This window comes from Nioella ostreopsis (assembly GCF_004000255.1).
In the GTDB taxonomy this organism is placed as follows: domain Bacteria; phylum Pseudomonadota; class Alphaproteobacteria; order Rhodobacterales; family Rhodobacteraceae; genus Nioella; species Nioella ostreopsis.
This window is the reverse complement of the sequence record NZ_RCIQ01000004.1, coordinates 147,419-170,253: the sequence shown is the minus strand read 5'-3', so window position 1 is coordinate 170,253 and position 22,835 is coordinate 147,419. Positions and strand designations below refer to the sequence as shown.

The 22,835-nt window shown below is 62.3% G+C and carries 20 protein-coding genes and 1 tRNA gene; 12 read left to right on the top strand and 9 right to left on the bottom strand.

Annotated elements, in window-relative coordinates; all coding sequences use genetic code 11:
* Positions 1–60: 60 nt before the first annotated feature.
* Positions 61–1,353 carry a pilus assembly protein TadG-related protein gene (locus EP237_RS06230; RefSeq protein ID WP_164744635.1) on the top strand — a complete coding sequence of 431 codons (1,293 nt, stop codon included), beginning with the start codon at positions 61–63 and terminating at the stop codon, positions 1,351–1,353.
* 7 nt (positions 1,354–1,360) lie between these two features.
* On the opposite strand, the gene EP237_RS06225 is transcribed toward EP237_RS06230, so the two are convergent.
* The 8 genes from EP237_RS06225 to EP237_RS06190 form a co-directional block, all read right to left on the bottom strand.
* Positions 1,361–2,329, bottom strand: a complete 969-nt coding sequence (locus EP237_RS06225) for a type II secretion system F family protein (RefSeq protein ID WP_127559198.1) — start codon at positions 2,327–2,329, stop codon at positions 1,361–1,363.
* On the bottom strand, positions 2,322–3,302 hold the full coding sequence (locus EP237_RS06220; RefSeq protein WP_164744634.1) for a type II secretion system F family protein: 981 nt from the start codon (positions 3,300–3,302) through the stop codon (positions 2,322–2,324). The genes EP237_RS06225 and EP237_RS06220 overlap by 8 nt, the downstream gene beginning before the upstream one ends.
* Positions 3,292–4,734, bottom strand: a complete 1,443-nt coding sequence (locus tag EP237_RS06215) for a TadA family conjugal transfer-associated ATPase (protein WP_127559194.1) — start codon at positions 4,732–4,734, stop codon at positions 3,292–3,294. The genes EP237_RS06220 and EP237_RS06215 overlap by 11 nt, the downstream gene beginning before the upstream one ends.
* Positions 4,735–4,868: 134 nt before the next feature.
* Complete coding sequence (locus tag EP237_RS06210; RefSeq protein WP_127559192.1) at positions 4,869–5,030, bottom strand: Flp family type IVb pilin; 162 nt, start codon at positions 5,028–5,030, stop codon at positions 4,869–4,871.
* A gap of 581 nt (positions 5,031–5,611) precedes the next feature.
* Positions 5,612–5,701: transfer RNA gene (locus EP237_RS06205), tRNA-Ser, on the bottom strand.
* Positions 5,702–5,792: 91 nt separating this feature from the next.
* Complete coding sequence (locus EP237_RS06200) at positions 5,793–6,740, bottom strand: glucokinase (protein ID WP_127559190.1); 948 nt, start codon at positions 6,738–6,740, stop codon at positions 5,793–5,795.
* A gap of 18 nt (positions 6,741–6,758) precedes the next feature.
* Positions 6,759–8,075, bottom strand: coding sequence for a GH1 family beta-glucosidase (locus tag EP237_RS06195; RefSeq protein ID WP_127559188.1), 1,317 nt, complete (start codon positions 8,073–8,075; stop codon positions 6,759–6,761).
* A gap of 4 nt (positions 8,076–8,079) precedes the next feature.
* The gene (locus EP237_RS06190; RefSeq protein ID WP_127559186.1) at positions 8,080–9,111 is read right to left on the bottom strand and encodes a LacI family DNA-binding transcriptional regulator; all 1,032 of its coding nucleotides are present in this window, start codon (positions 9,109–9,111) and stop codon (positions 8,080–8,082) included.
* Between the two features lie 250 nt (positions 9,112–9,361).
* On the opposite strand from EP237_RS06190, the gene EP237_RS06185 reads away from it, so the two are divergent.
* The 7 genes from EP237_RS06185 to EP237_RS06155 all read left to right on the top strand — a co-directional run bounded on the left by EP237_RS06185 (position 9,362) and on the right by EP237_RS06155 (position 17,582).
* On the top strand, positions 9,362–10,705 hold the full coding sequence (locus EP237_RS06185) for an ABC transporter substrate-binding protein (protein WP_127559184.1): 1,344 nt from the start codon (positions 9,362–9,364) through the stop codon (positions 10,703–10,705).
* Between the two features lie 69 nt (positions 10,706–10,774).
* A complete protein-coding gene (locus EP237_RS06180; protein WP_127559182.1) occupies positions 10,775–11,752 on the top strand; it encodes a carbohydrate ABC transporter permease in 978 nt (325 codons plus the stop codon).
* Positions 11,752–12,975: a carbohydrate ABC transporter permease gene (locus EP237_RS06175; protein WP_127559180.1), complete on the top strand. Its 1,224-nt coding sequence runs from the start codon at positions 11,752–11,754 to the stop codon at positions 12,973–12,975. Before EP237_RS06180 ends, EP237_RS06175 begins: the two co-directional genes overlap by 1 nt.
* Positions 12,976–12,989: 14 nt before the next feature.
* Positions 12,990–14,636, top strand: a complete 1,647-nt coding sequence (locus EP237_RS06170) for an alpha-glucosidase family protein (RefSeq protein ID WP_420812507.1) — start codon at positions 12,990–12,992, stop codon at positions 14,634–14,636.
* The gene (locus EP237_RS06165) at positions 14,629–15,729 is read left to right on the top strand and encodes an ABC transporter ATP-binding protein (RefSeq protein ID WP_127559178.1); all 1,101 of its coding nucleotides are present in this window, start codon (positions 14,629–14,631) and stop codon (positions 15,727–15,729) included. The genes EP237_RS06170 and EP237_RS06165 overlap by 8 nt, the downstream gene beginning before the upstream one ends.
* Positions 15,730–15,842: 113 nt before the next feature.
* Positions 15,843–16,598, top strand: coding sequence for an SDR family NAD(P)-dependent oxidoreductase (locus tag EP237_RS06160; protein WP_127559176.1), 756 nt, complete (start codon positions 15,843–15,845; stop codon positions 16,596–16,598).
* A 36-nt stretch (positions 16,599–16,634) separates the two neighbouring features.
* On the top strand, positions 16,635–17,582 hold the full coding sequence (locus EP237_RS06155) for a 1-phosphofructokinase family hexose kinase (RefSeq protein ID WP_127559174.1): 948 nt from the start codon (positions 16,635–16,637) through the stop codon (positions 17,580–17,582).
* A gap of 85 nt (positions 17,583–17,667) precedes the next feature.
* On the opposite strand, the gene mepK is transcribed toward EP237_RS06155, so the two are convergent.
* Positions 17,668–18,228: a peptidoglycan L,D-endopeptidase MepK gene (mepK, locus tag EP237_RS06150; RefSeq protein WP_164744633.1), complete on the bottom strand. Its 561-nt coding sequence runs from the start codon at positions 18,226–18,228 to the stop codon at positions 17,668–17,670.
* A 369-nt stretch (positions 18,229–18,597) separates the two neighbouring features.
* Here mepK and EP237_RS06145 point away from each other — a divergent pair, with 369 nt between their 5' ends.
* From EP237_RS06145 to EP237_RS06130, 4 genes are read left to right on the top strand one after another with little or no spacing between them, the layout of a single operon-like run.
* Positions 18,598–20,178, top strand: coding sequence for a L,D-transpeptidase family protein (locus tag EP237_RS06145; RefSeq protein WP_240661536.1), 1,581 nt, complete (start codon positions 18,598–18,600; stop codon positions 20,176–20,178).
* A gap of 35 nt (positions 20,179–20,213) precedes the next feature.
* On the top strand, positions 20,214–21,302 hold the full coding sequence (gene lpxD, locus EP237_RS06140; protein WP_127559170.1) for a UDP-3-O-(3-hydroxymyristoyl)glucosamine N-acyltransferase: 1,089 nt from the start codon (positions 20,214–20,216) through the stop codon (positions 21,300–21,302).
* A 36-nt stretch (positions 21,303–21,338) separates the two neighbouring features.
* A complete protein-coding gene (locus tag EP237_RS06135) occupies positions 21,339–21,599 on the top strand; it encodes an acyl carrier protein (protein WP_071689768.1) in 261 nt (86 codons plus the stop codon).
* A complete protein-coding gene (locus tag EP237_RS06130) occupies positions 21,596–22,807 on the top strand; it encodes a beta-ketoacyl-[acyl-carrier-protein] synthase family protein (RefSeq protein WP_127559168.1) in 1,212 nt (403 codons plus the stop codon). Before EP237_RS06135 ends, EP237_RS06130 begins: the two co-directional genes overlap by 4 nt.
* The last annotated feature ends 28 nt before the right edge of the window (positions 22,808–22,835 follow it).

The following is a 22,835-nucleotide window of genomic DNA, read 5'->3' as shown; positions in this document are numbered from 1 at the left end:
ACGAGTCCCGAAAGACCCCGTCCCAGAACCGGCAATACGGACTGCCGGCAAACGCGGTTCGTGCAGGATGAACGCGGGTCGATGACCACGATGTTCGCCCTTGTGATGCCCTTCCTGATCGGTGGCATTGCCTTCGGGGTGGAGGTGTCGACATGGCTGATGCTGGAGCGGCAAACGCAGAACGCCGCCGATATGGCCGCGTTTTCCGCTGCGGTGAACCTGTCGCTGATGGATGATGAAGAGGATGCGGTCGACCGGGCCGAGCAGGTCGCATTCGGCAGCGGCTTGTCCCGCGACACCGCCATTGTCGACGTCGAATTCATCAGCCAAACCGGGGTCGCGGTCGAGATTTCGGTTCAGTACCCGCGCTATTTCACCCGGCTCTTTACCGACAGCGATGTCACGATCCGGGCGCGGGCCGTCGCGGATATCGTTATCGGAGACGCTGCCGCCGCGTGCCTGCTTGTGCTCGATAGCCGGGATGACAGCACCTTGGAACTGGACGGAGGGTCGGTGATCGACATGCCCGATTGCGCGATCGAAGTGCATTCCCGTGATGATGACGGGCTGGATATTTCCGGCAGCGCCGAAATCAGCGCCGCCTGCCTTTCCGTCCGGGCGGATCAGGTGGACGACCGAGACGCCGAACGCGTTTCCGACCTTGGCTGCGGGTCCATCGTGACGGATGCACCGCTGAATGGCGATCTTCCCGAGCGGCTACAGCAGATCGTCGAGCGCGAAGAGGACAGCCTGCGCGACTTTGTCGACGAGGTTCCCAGATATCGTGGCGACCGGACAATTCGGGGCGGGGTGCTGACGCCGGAAGACGCCGGGCATCCTAGCGGGATTCCCATGATGCGGTTTGATCGTGACGTGACCTTGAGCGATGAAATCACCCTGATGCCGGGGATCTACATCGTTGATGATGCAGAGCTGCGCACCCGGAACAATACAGTTCTGAATGGTCAGGCGGGGGTCATGTTCTACCTTGTCGATGGTGGCGAGCTCGATTTTCACAGTGGCACCGACGCCAGCTTGCGGGGATTGACCGGTTTCGAAGGATCCATCTTTCAGGATGTCGTGATGCTGAATGACGGTGATGACGAAGAATACACGTTCGAGGCCGGCGAATGGACGGGGATTATCCTGTTGCCCGAGGCGGATATTGAAATCGGGGGTGGGCGGTCCATTGACGGCTGCTTTTTGTTCGCGGCGCAGCGTTTCCAGATGCAGGGAAATTCGCGCATCGATGTCCTGTGCGAGGACTCGGCCTTCGATCCCAGTCTCTATGCGGGCACCGGGGGCGGTCCGGGGTCGGGCGGAACCAACAGCGTGATCTTCCTGGTGGAATGAGCCGAACCTACTGAAGGTCGAGAATGTCGATTGCCGCGGGCGCCAGGATCACGATGAACAGGACAGGAATGAGAAACAGGATCAGCGGCACCCGCAGCCGGGAGGGCAGGGTAGCTGCCTTCTTTTCGGCCGCTGCAATGCGCATGCGACGGCTTTCTTCGGACAGGTTGCGCAGGGTGGAACTCAGCGGCATCCCGTAGAATTGCGCCTGAGAGATTGCGCGCGTGGCCTCGCGCACGGCGGGAATGTTGATCCGGCGTCCCATGTTTTCAAGCGCATCGCGGCGGTTCTGAAGGAAGGCCAGCTCGGCCACCGTCAAGGTGAATTCCTGCGCCAGCTCTGGCGCGCTGGTGGAAATGTCCCGCGCGACCTTCGAGAGCGCGGCCTCAAGCCCAAGACCGGCATCGACGCAGAGATAAATCAGATCGAGCGCATCGGGCCAGTCGCGTCGGATCTTTTCCTGGTAACGAAGCCTGAGGTTCTTCAAGGCCAGATCAGGGGCCCAGATCGCGGCCACCCCGCACAGCAGGCTTGCCAGGATGATGGCCACCGGCGGGCGCTGTGCCATGATCGTCGCATTAAGAAAGCCCCATGCCAGCAGCATGGCCACGAACGGTATCGTCACCTTGGCGATAACGAAGATCGACGCGGCACGCGGGGATCTGAGCCCCGCATTGTGAAGGTCCTTTTTCAGACTCGCGAACGAACTGGCCGCATAGCGGGTCAGCCGTCTGTTCAGGCGGGTTTTCAGGGACGGTGTCGTCTGGCGGGACTCCGTCGCCGCCGCGGGCCCCGTTCCGTTCCGATCTGGCAAGGGCAGCGTCCCCGCAAGATCCTTAATGCGCGCATGAAGCGCGTTCGCAAACAGGGCGGGCCAGAAGATGATCAGAATGGCCGAAACATAAGCGACGAGCACGAGCGCGATCAGAACCAGATCGGAGAAGAACAGCTCTTGCAGAGTTGCATAATCAGGCATCGAATTTCACCATTTCCTTCATGATGAAGAACCCAAGGCCCATGTAGATGGCAGCCCCCGAGATGATCAGCTTGCCCGACACGGTGGTGTAGAACACGCTCAGGTAGTCCGGGTTCAGGAACAGCAGCGCCGCGATGACAATGAAGGGCAGGGCACCGATGATCAGCGCCGAAGAGCGTGCATCCGCTGTCATGCTGATAATCTTTTCCTTCAGGATCCGGCGCTGGCGCAGCGTGTCGCTGAGCGTGTTCAGCGTGTCTGCAAGGGACGAACCGGTCACGCTTTGAAGGTTCACGATGGTCACGAAATACTTGATCTCCTGCAACGGCATCCGCTCTGCGAACCGGGTCATGACTTCCGGAACCGAAAGGCCGATTTCCCGTTCCATCTCGATCCGGCGAAACTCGGCGGCAATGGCGGGCGAGGCTTCCTCCGCAATCAGGCGAAATGTGTCCGTCAAGGTCAGGCCCGAACGCAGACTGCGCACCATGGTGTCGATCGCTGCGGGAAACTCAGAGGCAATGAGCGCCCGACGCCGGGACAGAAGCTGCCCGCGATAGAGCCACGCGCCACCCAGTCCGAACGCCCCCCCAATCATCAAAGAGCCAATCCAGGAGCCGCCCACGAACAGCATCGTAAGGGTGACAAGGGGAAAGACGACGAGTCCCAGGCCCAGATATCGCCGAAAGGCCGGATCCTTCAGCGCAGACATCCGCAGCATACGGTCGCGATATCTGGATTGCGGTCCGCGCAGGCGACCGGCAGCGTCCGACATCTGGGTTGCTTTGCTGGCTTCGGCACCGGCTGGCTGGACACCGAGTGTGGCAAGCCGCCGGCGATATTTCCGCGCGGGGTTGATCCGTTCATGCAGGATGAACAGGGCCAGTGCACAGATCGCGATCACCCCGGTGATATAGGCCAGATCGGGCCGCAGCGCCGCCAGTATGCTGTTAAGACCCTGTTCAACCGGCATGGGCCAGGTCCTCATGCACTTGCAGCCCGTCCCGGGCGAGGGCGCGCATCAGATTTCGGGTCTCGCCGTATTGTTCGCTGCGCCGGAGGATTTCCCCGACCGGATACGCAGTTGCCCGATGCTGACCGACGATCTTGTCCCCGACCTGTTCGCCATCGGTCTTGAACACGATCAGATTGCGCAAGCGCTGTTCCTGCGGCCCTTCGTCGAGCACTTCGGTCACATGGGTGATGCGGCGGCTGCCATCGCGATGGCGCTCCACGTGAATGATGACGTCAATCGACCGCTGGAACATCTCCTGAATGATGTCAGGCCCAAGCGAGCTAAACCCCATGGTCACAAGCGCGGTCATTCTGGACACGGCATCTTCGGGGGAATTTGCGTGCAATGTGCTCATGGAGCCGTCATGCCCGGTATTCATGGCCTGAAGCAGGTCGAATGCTTCCGGGCCCCGCACTTCGCCAACGATGATGCGATCGGGCCGCATGCGCAGGCAGTTCCTGACCAGATCCCGCATAGGGATCTGGCCCTTGCCCTCGACATTCGGTGGACGGGTTTCCAGACGCACCACATGCGGCTGTTGCAAGCGCAGTTCGGCGGTATCCTCGCAGGTGACGATGCGCTCGTGTGCCTCTATATATCCGGTCAGGGCATTCAGCATTGTGGTTTTGCCTGACCCTGTTCCGCCAATGATCAGGATGTTGCAGCGGCATCGGGCAAGGATCCGCAGCAATTCGGCCCCGCCCGCGGAAATGACGCCGCGACTGACCATCTGATCGACCGTCAGAACATCCTGTCGAAACAGCCGGATGGTCAGGGAGGGCCCGTTGATGCTGACGGGGGGAATGATCACGTTCACGCGCGACCCATCCTTCAGGCGGGCATCGCAGATCGGGCTGGCCTCATCGACGCGGCGGCCCACGAGGCTGACCATGCTCTGGCAGACGTTCAGCAACTGGTTGGTATCCCGGAACCGGACATCGGTCTTGCGCAGCACACCGTCGATCTCGACATAGATCGGCTCGGTGCCGTTCACCATGATCTCGGTGATGTTGCCCTGGGTCAGAAACCGTTCCAGCGGCCCGAAGCCGAGCATGTCATCGCTGATTTCGTTCAGCAGCCGCTCTTCCTCTGCGGCGGATACTTTCAGTTTGTCGCTGATGATGATCTCGTCCAGGGCTGCGGCAATCAAGGCGCGCCCTTGCGTGATCCCTCCGCGCAGCAACCGCGCGGCGTCGAGTTCTTCGATCAGCCGGGAAAACACCAGGCGGCGCAGATCGCGATAGGCGTCTTCCTGTTCGATGCTTGCATTGTCTTCCGAGCTTGAGTCGAGGATCTCAAATCCGCTGGTTGACGGTGAGTTTTCTTGAAACGCCCCACTGGGCATTCCAAATCCGGCAGTTGACGCGATGGAATTCTTTTTGCCGAACATTCCTATGGGCCCTTTGATAATTAACAGATACCGTCTGATCCGGATGCCCCAATCGGTTTACGAGGCCACGCCAAAACTGGGTGGCCTCGCAGATTTTATCAACTTCACGAAAGCCCGTAAGGCGGACTGCAGGATTATTGCAGGGCGGTGCTGATGGTTGTGAAAGCGGCAGTCAGATCCGTTCCCACAGTGCCCAGGATGCCGACAATGGCAACGGCAATCAAAGACCCGATCAGGCCATATTCAATTGCAGTTGCTCCATCTTCGGAATTCATGAAAGTAGTCAGTTTGTTCATCTTTTTACCCCCTAGTGGTAGTTAAATCCCCCAACGCCAATAAGATTGCATGGTGGTGCGATCCGAAGAAGTGTACTTGTGTATAATATTTGGATCGTTTGATAATTTGAATATCGTTTGGCGAAATTTATAATACTTTTGTATATGTCCGCCGCCAAATGGGTTTCTGGCCTCGAAACAGTAGTAAACAACTGTTTCCGACACTGAAAGTTACCAAGTGAATTTGCGGCGAATCCGAATCGAATTGGGAGAACAGAGCATTGCGCAGCGGCTCACTGTCCGGGTCAGTCCGGCTGTGTGGGCAGGGCAGCTGTCGACACCCCTTGCAAGAGGATTGCTGTTTGCCCGAGTCTTTCAGATAGTGGTCATCGGTGGCTTGTGGGATCCTGCAATTCAGTGCGACGGACGGTCATGACAAGATGGATCTGAACACCGCCTCGGACCCGACCTGCCTCGCAGCGTGCACTCACAGGCCCGAATGCCACTAACCCGCTTGCATCATTGTCGACCCGACCGACAGACAAACGACCAGTGCGCCGCATCAGGGCGATCATGATGAGAAGAAGGTCCGTTTGAGAATATGGCGGAGAGACAGGGATTCGAACCCTGGAGACGGTCTCCCGCCTACACACTTTCCAGGCGTGCGCCTTCGACCACTCGGCCACCTCTCCGTGCGGGGCGGGATAGCGCAAGGAGCGGGCCGGGTGCAAGAGGGCTTGGGGCCTTCCGTGCAAAAAAGTTGCGGCGTGGCCAATGGCACGCTCAGCCGATCGGCAAATGGCCAAGGTGAGAGGCGCAGCCGGTCAGGGCCGCATAGTCATCCTGGACCACGGCCACGCCGAACTGTCCCATGAAGTCCGTGAACCGCCCCTTGCCGCGGAAGGCTTCGGCAAAGCCGAGCGGTGCGAGCCAGGGCGTGATCGCGCGGGCCATGCCGCCGATCAGGTAGATGCCGCCGAAGGGCAGGTGGATCAGCGCAAGATCACCCATCACGGTGCCCATCAGTTCAATGAACAGTCGCGCGGTTTCGGTGGCCTTTGGGTCGCCCTGCGACAGGCGCGAGATGATCTCGACCCCTTCCAGATCCTCGCCGTGCAGATGCCGGTGCACGCGGACGAAGCCGCCGCCCGACAGCGCGTCCTCGACGGCGGCGAAGCCGTGGCGCGGTTCCATCGCCTCTGCCAGCGCGGCAAGGGCAGCGGTGTGGCGCGGCATGGTGATATGGCCGCATTCCGAGGGCGGCACGAAGCGCCCGCCTGCCGTGTCATAGACCGGGGCGGCGTTGAACCCGGTGCCGAGCCCCACCACAAGCTTGGCCGCATGACGCATGGCATCGGGTTGCGGCAAGAGGCGGTTGAGATCCTCTTCCTCCAGATGGCCAAGCGCATGGCCCTGCGCCTGCAGGTCATTCAGAACCGCCAGCTTGCGGGCGCCGGTGACGGCCCCAAGCCCTTCGCGGTCCACCCGCCAGTCCAGGTTTGTCATCTGCCCCACGCCGTCGCGCACCGGCCCGGCAATGGCCACGCAGGCCCCGGTCAGGGCGCCGGGCTGCATCTCGTCTATATAGCGGGTCAGGTGGGCGTCCAGCCCCGACGCGCCGGCGTTCGAATACCGCCGCACCGTGTCGCGTTGCACCTCGAAGCCACGGGCCAGTGCCACGCGGGTATTGGTGCCACCGATATCGGCCACGAGCGAGATGTCACGGTGCATGAGCAGGATTCCCTTTGGTTAGCGCAAACGGTGCGCGAGGGCGTGATAGGACGCTTTGGGCGTTCTCTTCAAGCTTTCGAAGTCCACATGGACCAGTCCGAAGCGTTTTTCATAGCCTAGCGCCCATTCGTAATTGTCCATCAGCGACCAGATGAAATAGCCGCGCAGATCGACCCCCTCGGCCATGGCGCGGCGGCAGGCGTCCAGATGGGCGTCGATATAGGCCAGCCGTTCAGGATCGCTCACCGCGCCGCCGATCAGCACATCCGCATTGGCCATGCCGTTTTCGGTGACATAGATCGGCAGGTCGGGGATCAGATCGGCGGTGCGTTTGAGGAAGTGGTAGAGCCCGTCGGGGTAGATCTCCCACCCCATCTGGGTCTTGGGCAGGGGCCCGTCGATCTCGGCCAGAGCGGGCCAGGGGCCGGGGGCAGGGGCGATGTTCTTGCGGGTGTAGTAGTTAAGCCCGATCCAGTCGAGCGGCTGGCCGATGGTGGCGAAATCCTCCTGCCAACCGTCAGGCAGGTGCGGTTCCAGGCCTTCCAGTGCTTCAGCGGGGTAGGCACCCTTGAAGATGCCCTCCAGAAAGAAGCGGTTGTAATAAGCGTCATAGGTGGCAGCGGCGCGGGCGGCCTCGGGGCTGTCATCCACCGGGTTGGCCCATTCCATGTTGAAGACACCGCCGAGATTCGACATGCCAAGCCCCCGCATCACCTCGATGGACCGGCCATGGGACAGCAACACATGATGCATGGCGCGGGCGGTGGCACGGATATCGCGCAGGCCGGGCGCGTGATGGCCGAGGAAATGGCTGAGCCAACCGACGCACCAAGGCTCGTTGATCGGCGCGGCGGACCAGACGCGGTCGCCGATCCGGCCCATGATCGTTTCGGTGAAATCGGCGAACCAGCCCGCAATATCCCGGTTGCGCCAGCCACCCTTGTCGGCCAGCGGCTGCGGCAGTTCCCAGTGATAGAGCGTTGCGGCGGGTTTCAAACCACGCTCCAGCAACCCGTCGACCAGTCGGTCGTAGAAATCGAGCCCCTCCGGGTTGGGTGTGCCGGTTCCCTCGGGCATCACGCGCGCCCAGGAGGTGGAGAAGCGGTAGACATCGACATTCAGTGCGCTCAGCAGGTCGAGGTCTTCGCCCATCCGGTGGTAGTGGTCACAGGCCCGGCCGCCATGTTCGGCGCGCACCACATTGCCCGGCGTGGCGGCGAAACTGTCCCAATGGGTGGGGCCTGCGCCGCCATACGAATGCCCCTCAATCTGATAGGCCGAGGTCGCGGCCCCGAAGAGAAACCCCTCGGGGAAATCTTGCCGTGTCCATGTCATGATGTCAGCTTTCTTTTGGGGCAGGGCCGGTGGATCGGCCCAGCATCAGTTCGGCTTCCAGAAGGTGGTGGCGCGGGGTGCGGTCGGGGTCTTCGATCAGGTCCAGAAGGGTCGTGGCCGCAATGCGCCCTGCTTCGCGCACGGAGGACCTTGTGGCGGTGAAGATCGGCACGTCTTTGCCATTGCCCAGATAGCTCAGCTCATCGTCATGGGTGATGACGCTGACATCGCGGCCCATTTTCAGATCCGCCTCTTCCAGCGCGCGGCGCACCCCAATGGCGGAAATCAGCGAAGACACCAGAAAGGCCGTCGGCGGATTGTCCCGGGCCAGCATCAGGCGGGCAGTGTCATAGCCGTAATGTTCGGTCATTTCATCACTGGCCCCAAGCTCCGGGTCCGGCTCCAGCCCGCGCTCGCGCAGGGCCTTTTCATAGCCCTGCCGACGTCTGATGGCGAAATCCATGTCCTCCAGCCCGTTCACCATCGCAATCCGGCGATGGCCCAGATCGAGCAGCAACTCGGTCGCACGTGAAAAGGCGCGGCGGTTGTTCACATCGACCCAGGAATAATCGCTGTCCTCGGCAGAGGCCCGGCCATGCACCACGAAAGGCAGGTCCAGATCCTGCAACAGCCTGATCCGCCGTTCATTGGCGCGGGGGCCGTGGATGACGATGCCATCGACGGTCTTTTTCTGGGCAAGGCTGCGATAGGTGGCGTCCTCGGCATCATCGGGCACGATTGACAGGGTCATGTCGTAGCCCGCCCGCGCGTAGGCCTCACCAGCCCCGGCGATGAAGTCGGAGAAGACCGGGTTCATCATCTCGTGCCGGGTCGAGATCGGGATGACATGGCCGATCATGTGGGCGCGCCCCGTGGCCAGGCTGCGGGCGCGGGTATTGGGGCGGTAGTTGTGGCGATGCGCGGCGTCCTGAACCCGCTGGCGCGTCGCCTCGCTGACCTCCGGATAGCCGTTCAGGGCCCGGCTGACCGTGGTCTGCGACAGGCCGAGGGATTCGGACAGCTGTTTGAGGTTCATAGCCAAGTCTGCACCCAAAGCGCTTTCAAACTTTGGGCAGTATCCCCGAAAATCCGGGGCTGTCAAAGGCGAATTCCACAACCCAAACGTGATAGATCGCCCTTGGATGCCCCCTTTTTGGCCTGTTTTGACAATCGTCATTGACAGAAAACCGGGAATCGCAGATGCCTAGAGAAGTGTCAAAGCGCTTTGGAAATGCATTCGGTGCGTTCCAATCACAGGGGCCTCGGCCCATTCTTGGGAGGAAACCATGAAGAAATCGTTACTCGCTGGCGCCGCCGCGCTGGCCTTGACTGCAGGTATGGCGCAGGCCGACGGGCATATGATGTTCGCGCCCGGCGAAGGTGAATTCAACTGGGACAGCTATGAAGCTTTTGCAGGCGACAATGACCTTTCCGGTCAGACCCTGTCGATCACCGGCCCGTGGATCGGCGCCGATGCCGAGCTTGTGGAAAGCATTCTGGTCTATTTCGAGGAAGCGACCGGCGCGACCGTGAACTATTCCGGCTCCGATAGCTTCGAGCAGGACATCGTGATCGCCACGCAGGCGGGCAGCGCCCCCAATATCGCGGTCTTCCCGCAGCCCGGCCTTGCCGCCGACATGGCCGCACGCGGTCTGCTGACGCCGCTGGCCGATGGCACGGCCGACTGGGTCTCCGCCAACTACGCGGCGGGTGACAGCTGGGTTGATCTGGGCACCTATGCGGGCCCCGATGGCGAAGACGCGCTTTATGGCTTCTTCTACAAGGTTGACCTGAAATCGCTGGTCTGGTTCAGCCCCGAGGCCTTTGACGAGGCGGGCTATGACATCCCGACCTCGATGGAAGAGCTGATGGCGCTCACCGACCAAATCGTCGCCGATGGCGGTACGCCATGGTGCATCGGGCTGGGATCGGGTGCCGCAACCGGCTGGCCCGCGACTGACTGGGTCGAAGACCTGCTGCTGCGCACGCAGCCTGCCGATGTCTATGATGGCTGGGTGACGAACGAGATCCCCTTCACCGATGAACGCATCGTCGGCGCGATCGAGGCCTTCGGCCATTTCGCCCGCAACGACGCCTATGTGAACGGGGGCGCCAGCGCCGTCGCCACTACCGACTTCCGCGATAGCCCCGCCGGTCTCTTCTCCTACCCGCCGGAATGCTACATGCATCGTCAGGCGTCGTTCATCCCGACCTTCTTCCCCGAAGGCGCGGATGCTGACTTCTTCTACTTCCCGTCCTACGCGGAAGGCGATCTTGGCAACCCGGTGCTTGGTGCGGGCACGCTTTGGGCCATCACCGATGATGCCCCGGCCGCGCATGTCTTCATGGAATTCCTGCAAACCCCCATCGCGCATGAGCTGTGGATGGCGCAGTCGGGCTTCCTGACCCCGCATAGCGGTGTGAACCTCGACGTGTTCCCGTCCGACTCGCAGCGCGCGATGAACGAGATCCTCCTGGGCGCGACCACCTTCCGCTTTGACGGGTCCGACCTGATGCCGGGCGAGATCGGCGCAGGCGCGTTCTGGACCGGTATGGTCGATTACACCTCTGGTGCCGACGCCGCCGATGTGGCGCAGGCGATCCAGGACCGTTGGGACTCGATGCAGTAACAACACCTGGTCCGGGCCGCATCCACGCGGCCGGGACCGCTTCAGACCTGATGTCGGGAGGGCAAGGTCATGTCACCGCTTTTGCAGGGTGTGATTACCATCTTCGTGGGCGTGTTCGGATGCGTGGGCTATTTCTACGCGGCGAACCTTGTCCTCGACAAAGTAATCTTTCCGCCCCGTGGCCCCCATGCGGGTCGCAATATCAACCGCGCCACCGCCGTCCGGCCCTGGCTGTTCCTGTTTCCCGCGATCTTCGCCCTGTCGCTCTATCTGGTCTATCCGGTGATCGGCAGCCTGTGGCGCTCGATGCACAACCGGGCCGGGGATGAGTTCATCGCGCTTGATAACTACCTGTTCCTGTTCGAGGATCCGGAGTTCCTGCAGGCCCTGTTCAACAATGCCCTCTGGGCGCTTGTCGTCCCCGCCGCCGCGACCTTCCTTGGCCTGCTGGTGGCGCAGCTGACCGACCGGCTGTCCTGGGGCAATATCGCCAAATCTCTGATCTTCATGCCGATGGCGATCTCTTTCGTGGGCGCCTCGCTGATCTGGAAGTTCGTCTATGCGGGCGACCCGGATATCGGCATCATCAACGCGCTGCGTGACGGGATCGGGCTTGATCCGATGGACCCGGTGCAGGTGCCGTTCTGGAACAACTTCTTTCTGATGGCGATCCTTGTCTGGATCCAGACCGGCTTTGCCATGGTGATCCTCTCTGCCGCCCTGCGCGGCATCCCCGAAGAAACGGTCGAGGCCGCAATCATTGACGGAGCGAACCCGTTCCAGCTCTTCTTCAAGATCAAGGTGCCGCAGATCATGGGCACGATCGTGGTGGTCTGGACGACGATCACCATCCTCGTGCTCAAAGTCTTCGACATCGTCTACACGATGACCGGGGGCAATTTCGGCACCCAGATCCTGCCAAGCTACATGATGAGCTTCATGTTCCGCGATGACGGGCGGGCGACCGCCGTGGCCGTGGTGATCATGATCGTGGTGCTGCCCGTGATGATCTGGAACATCCGCCAGGCCCAGAAGGAGATGCGCTGATGGACAATATCGCCGGCAAAAGCTCTGGCCTGAAATGGGCCGTCAACATCTCCGTGGCGCTGCTGGTCATTGCCTGGCTGATCCCGACGGTTGGGCTCTTCGTGTCGTCCTTCCGCGACCGCGACCAGATCACCGCCTCGGGCTGGTGGAACGCGCCGTTTTCGGTCGAACTGACCTACCGCACCCGCGCCAATGATGGCGAACCGGTGCAGGAGGGCGATCTGTGGGTGGTCGAGGGCAATATCTTCGCGACCTCCGAAGTGTCCGAGGCCTTCGCCAGCGGTGAAGCCGCTGTCACCGCCTTCGGTGTCACCGGTCGTGAACCCACGGCCTATCCGGCCGGGACCGAGGGCGAGACCCGCGATGGCGGTACGCTTACCGTCAATGCCGATGGCAGCTACCGCTACACGACGGCGGAAACGCCCGATGATCGGGGTCTTCGCATCTATTTCGGCGCGGATACCCCGCCCGATTTTACCATGGACAACTATCTGACCATCCTGACCGCGCAGACCGAGGAAGAGCGGGAGGAGGCTTATGCAGCGGGTCAGACCTTCTGGGAAATCCTGTCGGATGAAAACGGCGTCTTCCGCAACTTCATCAACACCTTCACGGTCACGATCCCCTCGACCGTGATCCCGATCCTGATCGCGGCCTTCGCGGCCTATGCGCTGGCCTGGATGGATTTCCCGGGGCGGGGCCTTCTGATCGCGGCCATCGTGGGCCTTCTGGTGGTGCCCCTGCAACTGGCGCTCGTGCCGCTGCTCAATCTGCACAACCAGATCGGCATCGGGCAGAGCTTTGTCGGAATCTGGCTGGCCCATACCGGGTTCGGCCTGCCGCTCGCGATCTATCTCTTGCGCAACTACATGGTCGGGCTGCCGCGCGACATCATCGAAAGCGCCAAGGTCGACGGGGCCACCGATTTCCAGATCTTCACCAAGATCATTCTGCCGCTGAGCTTTCCGGCGCTGGCCAGCTTTGCCATCTTCCAGTTCCTCTGGACATGGAACGATCTGCTGGTCGCCAAGGTCTTCCTGCCGTCCGACGACGCCTCCAAGGTCATGACCGTGCGGATTGCCGATGACCTGCTTGGCTCTCGCGGCGGCGACTGGGGTATTCTGGCGGCAGCGGCGTTTGTGTCCATCGCGGTGCCGGTCCTCGTCTTCTTCACCATGCAACGTTACCTCGTGCGCGGCCTTCTGGCTGGCTCGGTCAAATAAGGGCAGCAAGACCCATGAATCTCATGCAAGACATGACCCCGGCCCGTGCGGGCCTCGTCGACAGGGACTGGTGGCGGGGGGCGGTGATCTACCAGATCTATCCGCGCAGCTTCCAGGACAGCAATGGCGACGGTATCGGCGATCTGTCGGGGATCATCCACCGGCTGGACCATATCGCGCGACTTGGTGTTGACGCGGTCTGGATTTCACCCTTCTTCCGCTCGCCGATGTTGGATTTCGGCTATGACGTCAGCGATTACCGCGACGTGGACCCGATGTTCGGCACGCTTGGCGATTTCGACGCGCTGATCGCCCGCGCCCATGAATTGGGGCTCAAGGTGCTCATCGACCTTGTGATCAGCCACACCTCGGACCAGCACGCCTGGTTCCAGGAAAGCCGTCAGAGCCGAGAGAATGCGCGCTCCGACTGGTATGTCTGGGCCGATGCCAAGCCCGATGGCACGCCGCCCAACAACTGGCTGTCCATTTTCGGAGGCTCCGCCTGGGAATGGGATGGAGAGCGGATGCAGTATTACCTGCATAATTTCCTGTCCGAACAGCCTGACCTGAACCTGCACAACCCGGATGTGCAGGATGCCCTGCTGGACGTGGTGCGCTTCTGGCTGGAACGCGGTGTCGATGGTTTCCGTCTGGATACGATCAACTTCTACTTCCACGACCAGCAATTGCGCGACAACCCGGCGCTGGCCCCAGAGGCCCGCAACGCCACCATCGCGCCCGAGGTGAACCCCTATAACTGGCAGGATCACCTCTATGACAAGAACCAGCCCGAAAACCTCGCGTTCCTGCGCCGGTTCCGTTCGGTGATGGACGAGTTCGACGCCGTGGCCGTGGGCGAAGTGGGCGACGCGCAATACGGGTTGGAAATCCAGTCGGAATACACATCGGGCGGCGACAAGGTGCAGATGTGCTATTCCTTCGAGTTCCTGTCCGGCATCGCCCCCACGGCAGACCGGGTGGGCGAGGTGCTGACGCGCTACGAAGGCTCGATTGGCGACGGATGGGCCTGTTGGGCGTTTTCCAACCACGATGTGGTGCGCCATGCCAGCCGCTGGACCCTGTCGGAACCGGCGCAGCGCGCCTATGCGGCCCTGTTGCTCAGCTTGCGGGGATCCGCCTGTCTCTATCAGGGCGAGGAACTGGGGCTGACCGAGGCTTACGTGCCGTTTGAGCATCTGCAAGATCCCTATGGCATCCGCTTCTGGCCCAAGTTCAAGGGCCGCGACGGATGTCGCACGCCGATGCCCTGGGTCACCGACAATGCCAATGGCGGCTTCACGGAAGGCAAGCCGTGGCTGCCCGTGGCGGTGGAACACCTGTCCCACTCAGTCGCCGCTCAGGATGAAAAATCCGACAGCATGCTGGCCTTCTATCGCCGCATGATCCGGTTCCGGGCCACCGAACCGGCGCTGGCCAAGGGGGATTTCACCCTGCTTCACGCAGCGGATGACATCCTGTCCTTCAGCCGTCAGCACGCAGGTCGAACGGTCCTGTGCATCTTCAACCTGTCGGACAGCGCGCAGGATATCGACATGCCCGATGGCGACTGGACCCCGCTCGCCGCGCCCTTTGACGGCACCGCCCCGACCCTCGGGCCCTGGCAGGCCCTTTACGCAGCACAGGAGAGTTCCGATGGCTGATCTCGTCCTCAAGGACGTCGTCAAATCCTATGGCGATGTGAATGTCCTCAATGACATCAATCTCGATATCAAGACGGGCGAACTGATCGTCTTCGTCGGCCCCTCCGGGTGCGGGAAATCCACGCTTCTGCGGATGATCGCAGGGCTGGAGAAGATCACCGACGGCACCCTGTCGATTGACGGAGAGCCGATGAACGACGTGCCGCCCGCGCAGCGCGGCATTGCGATGGTGTTTCAGTCCTACGCGCTCTACCCGCATATGACGGTGCGAGAAAACATGGCCTTTGCCCTGCGCATCGCGGGCAAGTCGAAGTCAGAGATCGACAGCGCGGTCAATGCCGCCGCCGACAAGCTGCAACTGACCGACTACCTCGACCGGCTGCCCAAGGCGCTGTCGGGCGGGCAGCGGCAGCGGGTGGCGATTGGCCGGGCCATTGTGCGCGATCCGAAGGTGTATCTCTTCGATGAACCGCTGTCCAACCTCGACGCGGCGCTGCGCGTGGCCACGCGGATCGAGATCGCGCAGCTGAAGGAACAGATGCCGGATTCGACCATGATCTACGTGACCCACGACCAGGTGGAAGCGATGACGCTGGCCAGCCGGATCGTGGTGCTGGCCAACAAGGGCATCGCGCAGGTTGGCAGCCCGCTGGAGCTGTATGAACGCCCCCGGTCCACCTTCGTGGCCCAGTTCATCGGCAGCCCGGCAATGAACCTGCTGGCCGGCAAGATCGTCGGCACCGGAGAGGTCACGACACTGGAACTTGCCGATGGGGCAGGGCGCATCACCTCGAATTACCCCTCGGTTGAGGCGGATATGGGGGCCGAGGTTGAAGTTGGCATTCGGCCTGAGGACATGGTGCAGACGGACTCTGCCGACTACGCTTTTGCGGGGACGGTCGATATCACCGAGGCCCTTGGGGAAGTGACGCAGCTCTACTTCTCGGTGCCGAGCGCCAATCATGACACCGATACGGTCATCGCGAAACTGCAGGGCATCCATCAGGGGTTGCGCGGCACCCGTGTCACCATGAGTGCGGCCCCGGAAAAGGTGCATGTCTTCCGCGATGGTGTATCGCTGCACTATCGCTAGCAGGTTCCTCCCGCGCCCGGCACGGCGCGACCGAAACGACGTTGCGTTCTGATTGACGCGACGTCGTTTCCTTTCGTAATTGAACATCTGTTCAGTTTCGAAGGGAGACAAGCATGGACATCGCAAGCGCAAAGGTGATCGTGACCGGTGGGGCCAGCGGGCTCGGGGCCGCGACGGCGACATATCTGGCTGGTGCCGGGGCCGCGGTGACGATCTTCGACCGCGATGCTGCCAAGGGCGCCGAGCTGGCCAGCACCCCCGGTATCAGCTTTGCCGAGGTCGATGTAACCAGCGAAGACAGCGTTGCAGCGGGTGTCGCCCATGCGGTCGCACAATTGGGCGGGATCACCGCCGTTGTGAACTGCGCAGGTATCGTGACCGGCGCCAAGACGGTGGGATCGAAAGGGCCATTCCCGCTCGACGCCTTCCAGCGCACCATCGACATCAATCTGGTGGGCGCCTTCAACGTGGCGCGGCTGGCGGCGGTCGAGATGTCGAAGAACGACCCGAATGAGGATGGCGAACGCGGGGTGATCGTCAACACCGCCTCCATCGCCGCCTTTGACGGCCAGAAAGGGCAGGCGGCCTATTCGGCGTCCAAGGCCGGGATCGCCGGTCTCTCGCTGCCCATGGCCCGTGACATGGGCGCGATCGGCATCCGGGTGAACGCCATCGCACCGGGCCTGTTCCTGACGCCGATGCTGGAAAGCCTCGGGCCCGAGATGATGGCGGAGCTCGCCAGCGACGTGGTCTTCCCGCGCCGCCTTGGGAACCCGCAGGAGTTTGCGCGGCTGGCCCGTTTCATGATCGAGATGCCCTACCTGAACGGCGAAACCATCCGTCTCGACGGGGCGCTGCGCCTGCCATAGGGTCTGGGGGTAGCTGCCCTTACGGACCTTTCTGGAATGACATCTGTTCTGACGATCACCCTGAACCCGGCCGTGGATCTTGATACCTCCACGGCCGAAATCCGTCCCGGCCCCAAGCTGCGCTGTTCCACGCCGAGGCTGGACCCCGGTGGCGGCGGCCTCAACGTCTCGCGCGCCATGGCGGAATTGGGGGGCGAAAGCCTGGCGCTGGTGGCGGCGGGCGGTGGCATGGGCGTGGTTCTGGCCAAATTGCTGGCGGGCACCGGTCTGCCGGTTCGCATCATCGAAGCCCCGGGCGAAACCCGCCAGAGCGTTGCGGTGATCGAAGACGGGACCGGCAAGCAGTTCCGGTTCATCTTCCCGGGACCGCACTGGTCCGAGGGCGACATCGCAAAGGCCGAGTCCGAGATCGCAGAGGTGATTCCCGTGGGCGGGCTGGTGGTGTTGTCCGGCAGCCACCCGCCGGGATTTCCCGACGATTTCCCCGCTCGTCTGGTGGCGCTGTGTTCAAAGTTCGACGCCCGGCTGATCCTTGACACCTCCGGTGCAGCGCTTCGGGCATTGCAGGCGGGGCGCATCGCGGGGCTGGACGTGCTGAGGCTGGATCATGAAGAGGCGGAGGAGCTTGCGGCGCGAAGTTTACCGACCGCGAAGGACAGCGCGGATTTCGCGCAATCACTGGTGCGGAACGGAGTGGCGCGGGTCGTGGTGTTGGCGCGTGGGGCGGATGGCTCCATCCTTGCGACGGATCGGGACCGCTGGCTGTCCCATGCCGCCGATGTGCCGGTGCGATCCAAGACCGGCGCGGGCGACAGTTTCGTTGCGGGTTTCACGCTGGCCCTGTCCCAAGGCGCGGCTTTGCCCGACTGTCTGCAACGGGGCATGGCGGCGGCCAGCGCCGCGGTGATGACCGAAGCGACGCGTCTGTGCGAACGCTCCGACGCGGAACGGCTGATCGCGGTTTGTCCGGTGGAGCGGATCTGACAAGAAAAAACCGGCCATGATGGCCGGTTCTTTCCTGTCCCTCAGGATCGTATGGCCACCCTTGGGCGAAGTGGCCGCAAACCTGTCAGCCGCCCCAGGAGCGGACCGGGCCGCAATCCATATGGGTGAAATTGGAGCCGGAATACCGCCCGACGCCACCCGCAGAACAGGACTCTGCCGCAGCGGCGACCTGACGGACGGAGCGTCCCTCGATCCGCAGGTCGGCGGCCTGTCCCTGCATGTGCAGCGAATTGCGCGCAACGCCGGAAGACCGGGCACGCAGCATGGCATTGGTGGAGGGCGACCGATAACCGGACAGCAGCAGGTAGGGTTGCCCGGTTTCCAGCAAGTTGTGGGATGCGGCCATGATATCCAGCGTGCGCGGGTCGATATCGTGGGTTTCATCAACGCGCCAGTCGCGCATGAAATAGGTGATTTCCTGAATTGCGGGCCGGATATAGTCGCCATCAATCCAGTAGACCATGTCGAGTGTTTCGCCGGTCCGTGCGGAATACATGCGCAGCTTGCGATAGTCGCCGCCGCCACGAAGGATCCCGAAAGCGTTTGCCGCGTAGGGGGCGGCTGCAACCGTGGTGGCTGCAAATGCCCCAAGCAGCGACCGCCGCGTCATCGTCGGATTCGTCATAAGATTTGCCCCGTCCTTCTGCCCGTTCCGTCCAGTGTCACTTTTCCGTGACTTGTTACATGTCCATCCCCAGCTGTGCGTTTTATGACACAATTGAAACTTTCTTGAAAGTCTCAAGTCGGGGCGTCCCACCCGTATGGTGGCCTGTCGGCAGAAATCCGCCAAAAAAGGCGTTGATTCCGGGGATATTGGCCGATTCTTCGGCAGGCGTTGCACCAGGGGCACGTCGTATTTTTCAAGTAACTATCAGGAACATCTTTCGAAATTGTGAATGGACTCTGCCTTGTGAGACAGGTCATCTAGACCTCACACACCCGTGATCCGCGCGCAAACAGGTGACCCATGACAAAAAAGCTTTTTCTTCCTTCCATGCTGCCAATTCTGGCGGCGATCCTTTCGATCTCGCTGCTGGTTCCTGCCCCCGCTTCGGCGCTGGTCACGGCCTTCCGTCAGGCCATTGCCGAGGGCGTGGCCGAACATGAGGATATGGCCGAATTCTACCGGGAGCGTGCATTCGAGCCGATCTGGACCCGCACCGAGGATGCCGCGCGGCGCAATGCGCTGCTGATGGCTCTGGAGGGGGCCGCAAATCACGGACTGCCCGCCGGCCGCTACGACCCGGACGCGCTGCGCGCCGCCTTCATGGATGCGGACAACCCCTACAGCCGGGGTCAGGCAGAGATAATGGCGTCGGCCATGTTCCTGCGCTACGCCCATGACGTGCAGTCGGGCATTCTCGATCCCGGCGAGATCGTGCGCGAGATCTATCGCGACCTGCCGCGCCGCGACCCGACGGATCTTTTGCAATCCCTCGTCGATGCCGACCCCTACGAGGTGATGCGCGCCCTGCCGCCCGCGCACCCGGAGTATCTGCGCCTACAGCGAGAGCTTCTGCGCCTGACACGCATGGCCAATGAGGGCGGATGGGGGGCGTCCGTCTATGGCGGCCGTCTGGAACTGGGCGACCGTGGACAATCCGTGGTGCAGCTGCGAGACCGGCTGATCCGTATGGGGTATATGGAACGCTCTGCCACGGCCGTGTTCGATGCCGACATGGAGGCCGCCGTTCAGCGCTTCCAGTCCGCGCATGGGCTTCTGGCTGACGGTGTTGCGGGCTCTTCGACCATCGAAGAGGTCAATATCGGGCTCGATACCCGCCTGCGTCAGGTCATTCTGGCGATGGAACGTCAGCGCTGGATGAACTGGGAAGACCCGGAGCGCGGCAGCCGTCATGTTCTGGTGAACATTCCCGACTACCACGCCTATGTGATCGACAATGAAGAGGTCACCTTCGAGACCCGCGTTGTCGTGGGCGCAACCCCATCAAACCGGGTGACACCTGAATTCTCCGACACGATGGAGCATATGGTGATCAACCCGAGCTGGTATGTGCCGCGTTCGATCACCATCGGGGAATACCTGCCGCAGATGCAGGCCAACCCGGCTGCCGCCGGTCATCTGGAGCTGTTGCAGGGCGGTCGGCAGGTCAGCCGGGCGGGCATTGACTTCAGCCAGTACACCGCCTCGACCTTCCCCTTCGACCTGCGTCAGGGACCGGGGCCGGGCAATGCGCTTGGCCGGGTGAAGTTCATGTTCCCCAACCGGCACAACATCTACCTGCATGACACGCCCTCGCGGAACCTCTTCGCCCGCGAAACCCGTGCCTACAGCCATGGCTGCGTCCGGGTTCATCGTCCGCTGGAGCTGGCCTATCACCTTCTCGCCCGTCAGGAATCGCAGCCGCAGAGCTATTTCACCCGCATCCTGAATTCCGGTCAGGAAACGCAGGTTGACCTGGTTCAGCAGATCCCGGTGCATATCGTCTACTGGACGGCCTTCGTGACGCCAGAGGGCGAGCTGAACTTCCGCCGCGACATCTATGGGCGGGACCGTGCCCTGTGGAATGCGATGGAGCAGGCCGGGGTGGAACTCCCGATCATGGCCAGCTAAAGCTGTCGCAGCAACCCTCGCTGCGGAGCACGAATATGGCGCTGACCATTGGAAGGATAGCCGAGGCTCTTGGGGCCTCGGCTTTCGGCAATCTGGACCTGGAGATTGACGGCCTGTCGGAACCGGCTCTGGCAGGTCCCCGGCAGCTTGCCCTCGCCATGTCACCCGCCTATGCGGAGGGGCTGGCAAGCGGGCAGGCGAAGGCCGCCGTGCTGGGACCGGACATGGATTGGCAGGCCTACGCGCTGGAAGCAGCGATTGTCGTCCCGCGTCCGCGGTATGCGCTGGCCGGTCTGACCGCCGCGCTGGATCCGGGGCCCGAGATTGCGCCGGGCATACATCCCATGGCCGTCATCCACGAAAGCGCCAGCATCGGCATCGGTGCGGCCATCGGCCCGTTCGTTGTGATCGGACGCGGCGCGGTGATCGGCGCGCGGGCCCGTATCGCCAGTCATGTCACTGTCGCGGAACTGGCCCATATTGGCGACGATGCGTTGCTGATGCAGGGGGTGCGCGTGGGCAGCCGGGTCCATATCGGGGATCGCTTCATCGCCCATCCGGGTGCGGTGATCGGTGGTGACGGCATGTCCTTCGTGACGCCCGAGAAATCGACGGTGGAACAGGTGCGCGAATCCATGGGGCAGGCGGAGGCGGTTGACCAGAGCTGGACCCGCATTCATTCGCTCGGCTCCGTCCGCGTCGGGAATGATGTCGAGATCGGCTGCAATGCCTGTATCGACAAGGGCACCATCCGGGACACGCAAATCGGGGATGGCTGCAAGTTCGACAACCTCGTTCATGTCGCGCATAACGTGCAGGTCGGGCGCGATTGCCTCTTTGCCGCGCAGACCGGCGTGGCGGGATCGACCGTGATCGGGGATCGCGCAGTGTTCGGCGGCCAGGTCGGTGTTGCCGACAATCTGACCGTTGGCAGTGACGTGATTGCCGGCGGGGCCACAAAGATCCTGTCCAATGTGCCCGCAGGCCGCGCGGTTCTGGGTTATCCGGCGGTCAAGATGGAGACGCATGTGGAAAGCTACAAGGCGCTGCGCCGCTTGCCGCGTCTGGCCAAGACTGTCGCGGATCTGCAGAAAGCCGTTTCAAAACTGGCGGGCAATGACTAAATCAGCCGCAGGCGCAGTATCAGGGATTACGAAGCCATGACGGACGTTGCTGAAAAGGTCATCGGGATCATCGCTGAACAGGCGGTTCTTGATGTCGAGGACGTAAAGCCCGAGGCAACATTGGAGGATCTGGGGATCGATTCCTTGGGCCTCGTGGAAAGCATTTTCGCCATTGAGGAAGCCTTCGATATTCAGGTTCCCTTCAATGCCAACGAACCCGATGCGGGTGATTTCGACATTTCCAGCGTTGCGGCGATCATCAAGGCGGTTGAGGGCCTGGTGGCCGACGCGGCATGAAACGGGTTGTCATTACCGGGCAGGGCACGATCAATGCCCTCGGGGCCAATGTGGCCGCCACCAAGGAAGCGATGCGCGAGGGCCGCTGCGGGATAGGCGATCTGGAAATGCGCGACCTTGACCGGCTGTCGGTTCGGATCGGCGGCCAGATCAAGGATTACGACCCAGAAGCGCTGTTCAATCGCCAGCAGATCTCGCTTTACGACCGGTTCACGCAGTTCACCCTGATTTCCGCGCGCGAGGCCATTGCGCAATCCGGGCTGGTCTTCAGCGGCGAGCTTGCGGCGCGGTCCGGCGTGGTTCTGGGCACCTCGGGCGGCGGGATGCAGACGCTCGACGAGAATTACCGCTCGGTCTACGAGGACGGCAAGAACCGGGTGCACCCTTTCGTGGTGCCCAAGCTGATGAACAACGCCGCCGCCAGCCACGTGAGCATGGAGTTCAACCTCAAGGGGCCGAGCTTCACCGTGGCCACCGCCTGCGCCTCGTCCAATCACGCGATGGGGCAGGCCTTCAACATGATCCGATGGGGCATGGCGCCGGTGATGATCACGGGCGGCTCGGAATCGATGCTGTGTTTCGGCGGTGTGAAGGCGTGGGAGGGCCTGCGCGTCATGTCGCGCGATGCCTGCCGGCCGTTCAGCGCCAACCGAAACGGCATGGTTCAGGGCGAGGGCGCGGCGGTTTTCGTCTTCGAGGAGTATGAGCATGCGAAGGCGCGCGGCGCCCAGATCCTGGCCGAGGTGGTGGGCTTCGCCATGACGTCCGATGCCGCCGATATCGTGATGCCGTCGAAACAGGGCGCGGCGCGGGCCATTTCCGGCGCGCTGAAAGACGCGCGGCTGAACCCGGAAGACGTGGGCTACATCAACGCACACGGCACCGGCACCGCCGCCAACGACAAGGTGGAATGCGCCGCTGTTGCCGATGTGTTCGGCCACCATGCGGATGAGTTGATGATCTCCTCCACCAAGTCGATGCATGGCCACCTCATCGGCGGCACCGGCGCGGTGGAGCTGCTGGCCTGCATCATGGCGCTGACCGACGGGGTGATCGCGCCCACGATCAACTACGAGGAGCCCGACCCGGAATGTGCGCTGGACGTGGTGCCCAACGTGGCGCGCGATGCAGAGGTCGGGGCGGTCCTATCCAACGCTTTCGCCTTCGGCGGGCTCAATGCGGTTCTGGCGCTGCGCAAGGCGATCTGACTCGGCTTTCGACAAGAAAAGACCCGCC